9 protein-coding genes are annotated in these 12,345 nt (G+C 44.3%); 5 read left to right on the top strand and 4 right to left on the bottom strand.

Annotation, left to right across the window (positions count from 1 at the left end; all coding sequences use genetic code 11):
- Nucleotides 1-169 precede the first annotated feature (169 nt).
- The 4 genes from ACPEGP_RS04820 to ACPEGP_RS04805 all read right to left on the bottom strand — a co-directional run bounded on the left by ACPEGP_RS04820 (nt 170) and on the right by ACPEGP_RS04805 (nt 6,686).
- The gene (locus ACPEGP_RS04820; protein WP_144296481.1) at nt 170-1,198 is read right to left on the bottom strand and encodes an ABC transporter substrate-binding protein; all 1,029 of its coding nucleotides are present in this window, start codon (nt 1,196-1,198) and stop codon (nt 170-172) included.
- Between the two features lie 166 nt (nt 1,199-1,364).
- The gene (locus tag ACPEGP_RS04815; protein ID WP_144296582.1) at nt 1,365-2,414 is read right to left on the bottom strand and encodes an ABC transporter substrate-binding protein; all 1,050 of its coding nucleotides are present in this window, start codon (nt 2,412-2,414) and stop codon (nt 1,365-1,367) included.
- A gap of 308 nt (nt 2,415-2,722) precedes the next feature.
- Entirely contained in the window at nt 2,723-4,840 is a 2,118-nt protein-coding gene (gene metG / locus ACPEGP_RS04810; RefSeq protein WP_423814109.1) for a methionine--tRNA ligase, read from the bottom strand.
- Between the two features lie 430 nt (nt 4,841-5,270).
- Nucleotides 5,271-6,686 carry a GntP family permease gene (locus ACPEGP_RS04805; protein WP_423814108.1) on the bottom strand — a complete coding sequence of 472 codons (1,416 nt, stop codon included), beginning with the start codon at nt 6,684-6,686 and terminating at the stop codon, nt 5,271-5,273.
- A gap of 326 nt (nt 6,687-7,012) precedes the next feature.
- On the opposite strand from ACPEGP_RS04805, the gene ACPEGP_RS04800 reads away from it, so the two are divergent.
- The 5 genes from ACPEGP_RS04800 to apbC all read left to right on the top strand — a co-directional run bounded on the left by ACPEGP_RS04800 (nt 7,013) and on the right by apbC (nt 12,304).
- The gene (locus ACPEGP_RS04800) at nt 7,013-7,729 is read left to right on the top strand and encodes a CoA transferase subunit A (RefSeq protein ID WP_423814107.1); all 717 of its coding nucleotides are present in this window, start codon (nt 7,013-7,015) and stop codon (nt 7,727-7,729) included.
- Between the two features lie 68 nt (nt 7,730-7,797).
- Nucleotides 7,798-8,427: a CoA transferase subunit B gene (locus ACPEGP_RS04795; protein ID WP_200662962.1), complete on the top strand. Its 630-nt coding sequence runs from the start codon at nt 7,798-7,800 to the stop codon at nt 8,425-8,427.
- A 67-nt stretch (nt 8,428-8,494) separates the two neighbouring features.
- The gene (locus ACPEGP_RS04790; protein WP_423814106.1) at nt 8,495-9,295 is read left to right on the top strand and encodes a 3-hydroxybutyrate dehydrogenase; all 801 of its coding nucleotides are present in this window, start codon (nt 8,495-8,497) and stop codon (nt 9,293-9,295) included.
- A 172-nt stretch (nt 9,296-9,467) separates the two neighbouring features.
- Nucleotides 9,468-10,820, top strand: a complete 1,353-nt coding sequence (gene mgtE / locus ACPEGP_RS04785) for a magnesium transporter (protein ID WP_423814105.1) — start codon at nt 9,468-9,470, stop codon at nt 10,818-10,820.
- A gap of 260 nt (nt 10,821-11,080) precedes the next feature.
- On the top strand, nt 11,081-12,304 hold the full coding sequence (gene apbC / locus ACPEGP_RS04780; RefSeq protein ID WP_201591552.1) for an iron-sulfur cluster carrier protein ApbC: 1,224 nt from the start codon (nt 11,081-11,083) through the stop codon (nt 12,302-12,304).
- Nucleotides 12,305-12,345: the final 41 nt, after the last annotated feature.

Here is a 12,345-nt window from a genome sequence, read left to right as displayed (position 1 = left end):
TAACCCTAAGTCTTGCTTATTTAAAGCCTTGAAAAAACAAGCCCAGCCTACTGACTGAGAGCTGGGTTTGTCTGCGCTACCTATATAGCCATATCAAAATAGCCATATCCAATTAACCTAGACGATAATTGATAAAAACTACCGTTTAAATTAGAGTTAAAAGCGGCAGTTATTCTAACACTACTTTTGCTTTATCGATAACGGCTTGTGGTAGCGTGATGCCTTCGGCTTGCGCATTCTTTGGACTGACATGTAAATCAAGCGATTGCGGCGTATAAACAGGGATTTCGCCTGCTTTTTCACCGTTTAAGATACGCGTAACGATTTTACCAGTCTCGCGGCCCAAATCGTAATAGTTTACCCCTAAGGCTGCAACGGCACCGCGCTCAACCGAACTGGTGTCAGAGGCAATTAGTGGAATCTTACTTTCTTTAGCGATTTGGTACAGTGATTCGTATGCTGAAACCACGTTATTATCCGTTGAGGTATAAATCATATCGACTTTACCTTCAAGACTACGAGCGGCCATCGCAATATCGTTACTACGCTGCGCAGGCGCTTCGTGAACGTTAATACCAAGTGGGGTCAAATTCTCTTTTAGCGCTTTTAAAACGATGGTTGAGTTCACCTCACCTGGGCTATAGACATAACCGACGTTTTTTAGACTTGGAATAATTTGACGCATCAAATCGATTTGCGGGGCATAAGGAAGGGCATCAGAGGCGCCAGTAACGTTGGTGCCAGAGCCATCAAGTTTCGGTACCAGTTTTGCTGCAACAGGGTCGGTGACCGCTGAGAACACCATAGGAATGCTGCTGGTAGAAGCGGCTACAGACTGAGCCGATGGCGTGGCAATCGCTACGATGACATCTGGTGCATCAGCGACGAATTGCTTGGCAATCTGACCGGCAGTGGCGGTATTACCTTGGGCACTTTGGAAGTTGATGGTTAAATTTTCGCCTTCTTTAAAGCCGGCGTCACTTAACTCGTCGATAACGCCTTTACGCACATCATCGAGTGCTGGATGTTCAACGATGGCGGTAATAGCGACCGTTTTCATGGCAGCTTTGCTATCGCCGCCCGTTGTAGCGCCGTCAGTGGTGTTGGCATCTTGTGCTGGCTGGTTACAGCCGGTCAAGATAGCGGTGCAAACACCGCCCCATAATAAAGCTTTGGCAAAACGATTTTGATACAACATGGGTCTGACTCCTGAAAATAATAATGTGTCCGTACATTATATAAAAGATAAAAAAGGGTAGCGCTGCCAGCCATTATCCTAGCTGATTGTGTAATCCGTTGTATAGCTGATTATTAATTACCATTCATTTATTCTTTACTATTGAGACGCAACTATTTATTAGTGACTATTTACTGGCCTTTTGTGCTTCTTTGTCGACATTGATGGCGTTTTTAAGTAAGTCTGCCGATAGGCTAGTACCTTGTTCCGCGGCGTGTTTTGGGCTGACGTATAGCGTTAAGGTATTCATAACTTGCGGTGCGATATCTTTGGTCGCTTCACCGTTTAATACCCGATACACCATTTTGCCTGTAGTACGGCCAAAGTCATAATCATTGACACCAAGTGCCGCCGTCGCACCGCGTCTGACGCTAAATTCATCTGAGGCAATAACTGGGATATCAAGTTCATTAGCCGCATTTGCCATTGCTTCAAAGGCCGAAACCACGTTGTTATCCAATGAGGTATAAATAACCTCTACCTTGCCTGCCAGACTACGAGTCGCCATTGCAACGTCGGTAGGGCGATTGGCAGTAACGCCCAATATCTTAAGCCCGCGTGCTGGTGCTGCTTTTTCCAGTTGTTTAAGAACCACTACTGAATTGGCTTCGCCTGGGCTATAAACATAACCAATGGTTTTCACATTAGGGACAATTTTTTGAATATTGTCTAACTGCGGTTCAATAGGTAATTCGCTCGACAAACCAGTCACATTGGTTTGGATAGGCACGTCATTTTCGTCAATTAGCTTGGCTGCCACAGGGTCTGAAATGGCGGTATAAATAACGGGAACAGTTTTTGTCGAAGCAACTACAGATTGCGCAGAAGGTGTTGAGATGGCAACGATAGCATCTGGATTGTCACCGGCGAACTGTTTGGCAATTTGCCCAGCCGTTGCGGTATTCCCTTGCGCACTTTGAAAATTAACGGTTAGGTTTTGCCCTTCTGCGTAGCCGTTGTCCGCCAGCTCATCAATAATACCGCGGCGCATCTCATCTAAAGAAGGATGCTCGACAATTTGCGTGATGGCCAAGGTTTTGGCAGGCTTGTCGTTATTCGCGCTATCATCAGCGTTGACGGCAGGGTCGGTCGCATTATTAGAGCAAGCGGTTAAACCAAGCGCCGCGCTAATAGCAGCGCCGCACAGGCTAAGGCGTAAAGTAGTGGCAAAGGTCATTTTATTTTGGCTCATAGGTTAAAGAGTGCAGGTTACCCGAGTCAATATTATGTGCATGATGAGATAACGGGCGAACATAAAGGTAATCAATCCCTTGATGATTACGTCCATATTATGACAGTAATGTAACTTATGGCAATAAGAAAATAAAACGCATTTGTCATTCATTTTATAAAGGTTAGTAAAGATGGATTTTTGTCTATATTTTTATTTTTTTGCCCATGCTCTTTTTATTTTGTCACCAATGAATTTTGGGCAAAAAAAGATGCCACGAAAGCATCTTTTTTATTATATAAGTACAACCGCAGTTAAGCCAACACATCACCAATCACGCAGTTGTCCGGTAAAGTAACCACCGTTAGCTGTGTTTTCGGGTTGCCAGTCGATAATACCATACCTTCTGAGATGCCAAATTTCATCTTACGCGGCGCAAGATTGGTGACGCAAATCACTTTTTTATCCAGCAATTGCTCAGGCTCATAAAACTTACGGATACCGCTAAAGACATTACGCGGTTTGTCTTCGCCAACGTCCAAGGTAAATTGTAAAAGCTTATCCGCACCTTCGACATAATTACAGGCTAAAACGTGCGCCACTTTCATCTCAATTTTGGCAAAGTCTTCAATACCAATATAGTTCGCTTGCCCAGCTTCACTGTCAGTATTAGCCGCTGGTACTGGCTGGGTGTTTACTACTGTTTTTTTATTATCTGAATTATTATCGCTGTTAGCAGTAGGGGCGTCTGCTTGCGCTAACGAGGCCTTTGAATCTTCAACCATTGCCACAACGTCTTTTTCTTCGATACGCTGCATCAAAGGTTTAAATTTATTGATTTTATGACCAAGAAGCCATTGATTTCGGCTAGCAAAGCTTAAGTCATCAATGTTTAAGAACGCTTTAGCATTGGCCGTCAGCTCAGGCAATACTGGCGCCAGATAAACCATGAGTTGACGGAAGATATTAATCGCCACCGAGCAGACGTCTTGCACTTCTTGCTCAGTGCCCTCGATCTTGGCAAGTGACCAAGGTTTTTTCTCATCGATATATTCATTGGCTTTATCAGCACATTGCATGATTAAGCGCATCGCACGCGAGAATTCGCGGTTTTCGTAAGCGGCGGCAATTTCATCACCAGTTTTGGTGATATTTTCTAGTAATTCTGATTCTACGCAAACCTCCGATAGCATACCGTCGTATTTCTTCACGATAAAACCGGCACTGCGACTAGCGATATTGACCACTTTACCCACCAAGTCAGAGTTGACCTTTTGCATAAAGTCTTCTAAATCAAGGTTGATATCCTCAACTTTGTCAGACAGTTTGCTGGCGAAATAATAACGCAAGTATTCAGGGTGTAAGTGTTCCGCGTAAGTTTCGGCCTTAATAAAGGTGCCGCGTGACTTACTCATTTTTTCGCCATTGACCATCAAGAAACCGTGGGCAAAGACACCCGTTGGCGTACGGAATTCACTGCCGGCTAGCATGGCAGGCCAAAATAGCGCATGGAAATAAACGATGTCTTTACCGATAAAATGATAAACCTCGGTTTTATGCTCGTTTTCTTGCATCCAATAACGGTCAAAATCAAGCGCTTGATCGCTTCCTTCGCGCTTATCACATAGGTTTTTAAAGCTTGCCATATATCCGACTGGCGCATCGAGCCAGACATAAAAGTATTTTTCTGGCTCATCGCTTGGGGTATCTGGAATTTGAAAACCAAAATACGGCGCATCACGCGAGATATCCCAGCTGGTCAGACCCGCGTCAAACCATTCTTGCAGTTTATTGGCGACGGAGACTTGCAAGCGATTTTCGCTGCGCGTCCAATCTTTTAAGAATTGCTCAAACTCAGGCAAATCAAAGAAATAATGCTTAGAAGTTTTAAGCACGGGCGTCGCATTAGATAGCGTTGAATGCGGATTGATAAGGTCGGTCGCATCATAAGTGGTACCGCACGCTTCACAGTTATCGCCATATTGGTCAAGCGCGCCGCATTCAGGACACTCTCCTTTGACAAAACGATCGGCTAAAAACAGCTGCTTTTCAGGGTCAAAAAGCTGTTTGACGTCCTTTGTACTGATATGTCCGGCGCTATTAAGGCGACGATAAATCAGCTCAGAGAAATGCTTGTTTTCTTCTGAATGGGTGCTGTGATAATTATCAAAGTCAATCAAAAATTTGGCAAAATCGGCTTCATGTGAGGCTTTTACCGAGGCGATTTGCTCTTCTGGGGTGACGCCATTGGCTTCTGCTTTGAGCATAATCGCCGTACCGTGTGCATCATCAGCGCAGACATAGGTGACCTGATGGCCTTGTGCTTTCATCGCACGTACCCAAATGTCGGTCTGAATATATTCTACAAGATGCCCCAAATGGATATAGCCATTGGCATAAGGAAGAGCACTGGTTACTAGAATCTCACGCACTTTTGTCACCTATATTTTTATATAAACGGGTTGATTTTCAAACGTCTCGAGCACTTTATGAGGAGTCAGCACCGTATTATCAATGCTAAATTATTAACACTTAAAACGTCCAATAACTCTAAAAAAGAGAAGAATTAAAAAAGTGCGCCTATGATACCGTAATTCGGCCGATTTTGTGATATTACCTTGGTAATTAAATCGATACTAAGACGGTGATTAACTATATTTAGCATTTATATTGTTAATTGTTTGCTAGAGGAAATTAGCTTTATTTAAAGTGAGCTATGCTAAAGCTGACATAAAAAACCCACCAAGCAATTTGCTAAGTGGGTTTAATGAATAAGTAAATTTGTTAAAAAGGTAGATTTCTGTGGTATTTAAAGTCCGTTTTTACATTTTAGCTACTTTTTAGAACGAGCTAAATATTCTCTTAAAATGAGCCAAACATCGTTCCTAAAATGATAATAGCAACCACCGCAATCAGTGGGATCACTATGGTGACCATAGCAACGTTTAGATAGGATTGCTTATGCGTCAAACCACAAATCGCCAGTAAGGTAATGACCGCACCACTATGTGGCAACGTGTCCAAACCGCCTGCAGCCATTACAGCGACTCGGTGCATAAGTTCTGGGTCGATACCAGCGGCGACAGCCATTCTTAAATAGTCTTCACCCAGCGTCGATAGTGCAATACTCAAACCTCCAGAAGATGAACCTGTAATACCAGCGAGTGTGGTCATCGCGACCGCTTCTGAGATAAGTGGGTTGCCAGGGGTTAGATTTAAGATACTGTCACGAATAAGAAGAAAACCTGCTAATGAGGCAATAACCGCGCCATAACCAACTTCTGATGCCGTGTTAAAAATTGGCAACATCGAATCATAAGTACCGCGGTTAATGGTTTTTTGTAGATTGTTCCAATGACCAATACGCAGCACAATGAGCACAGTACAAGCCACGACCAATGAGATAATAATTGACCATAGACCAAGTGAACCTGCGATATTTAAATCCGGAAACTGAGTTTGTAAACCGCTAAAATCCATCGATGGAAAAATAAAATAAGTTAGTAGGGCGTTTAAGCCGATGACCAGCACCAGCGGAATCATAGCCACGGTAAACGAAGTGTGATGTGTGCTTACCAAGTTGGTTTCTGCTGGTGCGCTACCAACACCGCCTACATCACTTTCATCATGCTGGCCATAGCCTTCACCTGCTGCAACGGCTTTTCTGGCTCGTGATTGTAACCACAACCAGCCACAGAAGAACATGATAAGACCGCCGATAATACCTAAAATAGGGGCGGCAAAAACGTTGGTATTGTAGTAAGGAATAGGAATCGCATTTTGAATGGCTGGTGTGCCCGGCAACGCTGTCATAGTAAAGGTAAATGAACCTAACGCAATAGCAGCTGGAATCAAGCGTTTAGGAATATCAGCGGCTTTAAACAAATCTTTGGCAATTGGGTAGATAGCAAATGCCACCACAAATAAAGACACGCCGCCATAGGTTAAAATGGCACAAACTAATATAACTGCCAAAATAGCTTTGCTGGCACCGAGCTTTTCGACCACGGTATTGGCAATGGCTGTCGCTGCGCCAGAGTCTGCCATCAAACGTCCAAATAGCGCGCCTAGTAAGAATATAGGGAAAAATTTCAGCAAAAATCCACTTAATGCACCCATAAATACATCAGTATAGGCAGGAATGCTGCTTAAGAAATCACCTGAAAGTAATACCGCCAACATCGCCATAATCGGTGCCAAAATCAGCACGGAATAGCCGCGATAAGCAAAGAACATCAATAATAATAAAGTAATAATAATAGCAAATGTGCTAAACATGAAAGCCTCTCCTTGGCCGGTGTTAAATAGCGAATAAATAACGTTTGCTACTACGTCATGTATAGGCAATAGTAATATCACTATTATCAAGTAGCGCAAACGTGAAATACCGCTCCCATTTCCTTATGGTTATTCTCTAGTCGCTGTGAGAATAATATGTTAAGTTAGCATAAGAATTTTAAATAAGATATATCGATACGCAGTGTATTGCTTTTAAAATAACTGTGTCTATTGGTTGGTAAGACGAGAGTTGCCATGATGTGAGTTGCATCATGCAGGAAAAATCATTAACTAAAATATAAAAAGTGACTTGCAAGGAGATGAGCATGAGTCAATCAAAAGTATACAGCAGCGCAGCAGAGGCGTTAAAAGGTATCGTCAGTGACGGTCAAACTCTCGCTATTGGAGGGTTCGGTTTGTGCGGTATTCCTGAAGCGCTCATTAAGGCGCTGCGTGATAGCGGGGTCAAGGATTTAACCTGTATCAGTAATAACGCCGGTGTCGATGATTTTGGTTTGGGCTTACTATTACAAACGCGCCAAATCAAAAAAATGATTTCATCGTATGTCGGTGAAAATAAAGAGTTTGAGCGTCAATATCTGTCAGGCGAGCTAGAGGTTGAGCTAACGCCGCAAGGGACGTTAGCAGAAAAACTGCGATCAGGCGGTGCTGGTATTCCAGCGTTTTATACCGCAACTGGCGTTGGCACACAAGTGGCTGAAGGCAAGGAGACGCGCGAGTTTGATGGTCGTACCTATGTGCTTGAGCATACTTTGCGGGCAGATGTGGCACTAATTAAAGCACAAAAGGCTGACAAAGCCGGCAACTTAATTTTTAATAAAACGGCGCGTAACTTTAATCCAGATTGTGCGATGGCGGGTAAAGTTACAGTTGTGGAAGTCGAGGAAATCGTAGAGATTGGGCAGCTAAACCCCGATGAGATTCATCTGCCGGGTATTTTTGTCCAACGTATTGTCTTAAATGATAATCCCGAAAAACGTATTGAAAAAACTACTACCAAAGCAGCCACTACAAGCGCTTAAATGAAAGATTATTTAATAGTTTTAATGAAAAAATAACAATAGGCTTTGTAAAAAATAAGGAAATTATCATGGCATGGACAAGAGAGCAGATGGCACAGCGTGCCGCTCAAGAATTAAAAGACGGCTATTATGTTAATTTAGGTATTGGTTTACCGACCCTAGTCGCCAACTATATCCCTGAGGGCGTCGATGTTTGGCTTCAGTCTGAAAACGGTTTACTCGGTATCGGTGAGTTTCCAACGGCAGAAAATGTCGATGCGGATTTGATTAATGCAGGTAAGCAAACCGTCACCACCGAACCGGGTGCCAGCTATTTTAGTAGTTCAGAATCGTTTGCGATGATTCGCGGTGGTCATGTCAATCTTGCCATCTTGGGCGCGATGGAAGTATCCGAAAAAGGCGATTTGGCTAATTGGATGATTCCGAAAAAAATGGTCAAAGGCATGGGCGGCGCGATGGACTTAGTTGCTGGCGTGCAGCGCGTGATTGTACTGATGGAGCAAGTCAATAAGCATGGCGAGCCAAAAATTCTTGCCGAGTGTGAATTGCCTTTGACAGGTAAAGGCGTGGTCGACCGTATCATTACCGAGCTTGCCGTATTAGACGTCACTGATCATGGGCTAAAACTGGTTGAGCTGGCAGAAGGCGTAAGTTTGGAGGAGTTACAAGAAAAAACGCCAGTGAGCATTACCCAATAAGCCAGTTTAATAAATAAGCGGGTAATACAGGCATCCAAACAACCTATTTAATAATGGACTATAAAATATGGCGACCACATTACAACAAGATTTGATCGGCAAAGTGGCATTAGTCACTGGCGCTGCAAGCGGCATTGGCCGTGATATCGCTGAAACCTATGCTAAAGCAGGCGCTGCCGTTGGTATTGCTGATATTAATCTGGCAGCCGCACAGCAAACGGTCGATGCTATCGAAGCCGCTGGCGGACGTGCGTTAGCGATCGCCATGGATGTGACCTCAGAGGGTGCCGTAAATTCTGGCGTACAGCAATTAGTGGATACCTTTGGTGGTATTGATATTCTTGTATCAAATGCGGGTATTCAAATCATTGACCCGATTCATAAAATGGCGTTTGCTGATTGGAAGAAAATGCTCGCTATTCATTTAGATGGGGCATTTTTAACGACTAAAGCGGCTGTGCAGCATATGTATAAGGCTGACAAAGGCGGTACGGTCATTTATATGGGCTCGGTGCACTCGCATGAAGCGTCATTATTTAAAGCACCGTATGTAACTGCCAAGCATGGACTGCTTGGACTGTGCCGGGTGTTGGCAAAAGAAGGCGCTGAACATAATGTACGCGCACATGTCATTTGTCCCGGTTTTGTCAAAACACCATTAGTCGAGAAACAAATCCCGCAACAAGCGGTTGAAAAAGGCATCAGTGAAGAATCTGTGGTAAATGACATTATGTTGGTCAATACCGTTGATAAAGAATTTACCACGGTTGATGATATCGCTCAATTGGCATTATTCTTAGCGGCTTTTCCAAGTAATGTATTTACTGGGCAGTCTATCGTTGCCAGTCATGGTTGGTTTATGAATTAACGCTGTGGTCAATGGATAGTTTTACGGGCTGTTTGCTTGGTCTAAGCATCATTCGCTTGCTAATAAAACCCCAATCCTTTAGCATTTGATTTTATGTTAATTTGAGCCAATAATATTGGCTCTTTTTTATGAGCGCCTGTTTCCTCATTTTGCGCTGCACGGAGTAAAAGCAATGAATAATAAAGACTTGGCGTTGACCTATGCCGAAAAAATAAGCCGTGCTATCGAGCAGCAGCAGTATGAGCAAGCGATTGAAGAGATTCAAGATCTGCGTCCTATCGATATAGCCGATTTATTGGCGTTAATTGAACCCAAACTCGCTTGGCAACTCCTTGCGCATTTGCCCAATCGTTCGACGATCTTTGCTTATTTAGACCCAGATAGTCAAGTAGCGCTCGCTTATGTCTTTCCGCGCGCTATTTTAGCCAAGATAGTCGGCGAGATGCCATCTGATGAACGGACTGATTTGTATAAACGCCTGAGTCAAGACCAACGCGACGTGCTATTACCTGCCTTAGCGCAGGCGAAGCGTGAGGATATTCGCCGTCTATCGGCCTATGAAGAAGGCACAGCTGGTGCCTTGATGAGCTCTGATTATGCGACGTTAGAGGCTGAGATGACTGTCACTGAGGCCTTGGACGCGCTACGTTTAGAAGCGCCTGATGCCGAAACTATTTATCATGCTTATGTGATTGATGACGCGCGTAAGCTCTTGGGCGTGGTGTCATTAAGGGTGCTTATTTTATCATCGCCTGAGCAGCTGATTAAAGACATCATGGTCAGCTCGGTCATCTCTTCTGATGTCAACGATGACCAAGAAGACGTTGCGAAAACTGTTGCCCGTTATGACTTAATTTCCCTACCCATTACCGATGCCAGTGGGGCGTTGGTTGGTATCGTCACCCATGATGATGCGATGGACGTGGCAAGCGATGAAGCCACCGATGACTTTCATAAGTCAGGCGGTGTCTCAACCATGGTCGGGCGCTTAAAAGACGTCAGTATTACCGTTCTCTATCGTAAGCGGGTTTTTTGGCTGGTGTTTTTAGTATTTGGCAACTTGCTGTCGGGGCTAAGTATCGCTAACTTCGAAGACGTCATTGCGGCAAACTTAGTATTGGTATTTTTCTTGCCTTTACTGGTTGATAGTGGCGGTAATGCCGGCTCGCAATCAGCGACTTTAATGGTACGTGCTTTAGCAACGGGTGATGTGGTGATGCGTGATTGGTTTTCGCTACTTGGCCGCGAAGCCTTAGTTGCCCTGCTGCTCGGGGCGACGATGGCCGTTGCCATTGCCCTTATTGGCTATGTGCGTGGTGACGCGACCGTCTCTTTGGTTCTGGCACTAAGTATGCTGTGTGTCGTTATGATTGGTAGTGTCATTGGCATGAGTCTGCCTTTTATACTCAATAAACTCGGTTTTGACCCTGCAACCGCCAGTGCGCCTTTGATTACTTCAATCAGTGATGCGTCGGGCGTGCTGATTTATTTATTCATCGCTTCTAAATTTTTACCGATTGGTTAGTTTGTTTAATAAACGGTCATGTACATAAGACCGCTTAAATAAAAAAATAACACCAATTTTGACCCTCATACCTACTGACAGTGTGGTTTTTTTATAGCGCCCATTAAGCTACACTGTATCTATATAAAAGCATTTGGCAAAAGTTTTATGGGCTAAAGTTTTAGCTAAGAGTTCTTTTAAACAATTTCAAACAGCTATTGTTTAAAAAGATTCATCGTTTTTGCCAAATTTAACCATCGATATAGGTAGTAGAGGTAGCTATGTTTAATTTTATAAAAAAAAGAGCATCTTCGAAATCCGAATCTCCGCAGCAACAAGCGGCTCGTGATAGCGCCGTTGATCAGGTTTTACTCAATTACCATTTAGGTAATAGCAGTCTTGCGACTATGGTCACAGGTCTAGAGCGCGATGGCGATGAGCTGACTTTGGATTTGCGTCTGCCGCAAGATAGCGATCCTGAGACCATTCAGCAAGAGCTTGGCAACCTACTGCATCCGCATGGCATCAGAGTGATTCATATGAATGTGCGCCTGCCAGCACCTGCAAAAGGCGCGGGGTCAAGCCTACCAAAAGCCATGCCAAAAACCACTAACGCGATGGAAAAGCAGGCTAAACCTTCTGCAAATACAAATAGTAGCAATCAGTCCGAACCGCCGATTACGAAAGCAGCGCCGACACAAGCATCCTTAACGGCGCATCCACGTATCCGCCATATTATCGTCGTCGCTTCGGGTAAAGGCGGCGTTGGTAAATCAACCACTACCGTTAATATCGCCTTAGCATTACAGAAGTCAGGCAATCGGGTTGGCGTGCTAGACGCTGATATTTACGGACCAAGTATGCCGACGATGCTGGGCGTGGACAAAGTCAAACCTGAGCTGGAAAACGAGCAGTTTGTACCTATTGAAGCGCATGGTTTGGCAATGCTATCGATTGGTAGTTTGCTCGATAGCGACAATACACCTGTGGCGTGGCGCGGACCAAAAGCCACTGGCGCCTTAATGCAGCTATATAACCAAACCAATTGGCCGCAGCTCGATTACTTAGTCATCGATATGCCGCCTGGTACTGGCGATATTCAGCTGACATTGGCGCAGCGCATTCCGGTAACGGGCGCGGTGATTGTGACGACGCCGCAGCATATCGCCTTACTTGATGCGCAAAAAGGCATCGAGATGTTTAATAAAACCAATATTCCAGTACTTGGCGTGGTTGAAAATATGGCGCTGCATACCTGTAGCAACTGTAACCATACCGAAGCGATTTTTGGTACGGGTGGCGGCGAAAAAATCGCTGAGCAATACCATGTGCCACTCCTGGGTCAGTTGCCACTTGCTAGTGGTATTCGCGCCCAAGTGGATAAAGGTGAGCCGAGCGTGTTGGCCGATGATGAATTTGCGCCGTATTATCTAAGCATTGCGAAAAATATCGAAGCCAATATCAATAAATTTGCCAAACCTGTCGATGATAAGCGGATTTTCTAATAGTTTTTAATGGCTTCTAAAGTTAGTAAAATAGCCTAAGC

Origin of the sequence: Psychrobacter sp. 219-2-C, assembly GCF_049560815.1 — a bacterium.
GTDB lineage: Bacteria > Pseudomonadota > Gammaproteobacteria > Pseudomonadales > Moraxellaceae > Psychrobacter > Psychrobacter faecalis.
Note: the sequence above shows the minus strand (reverse complement) of the source record. Positions and strands in the feature narration are given on the sequence as shown.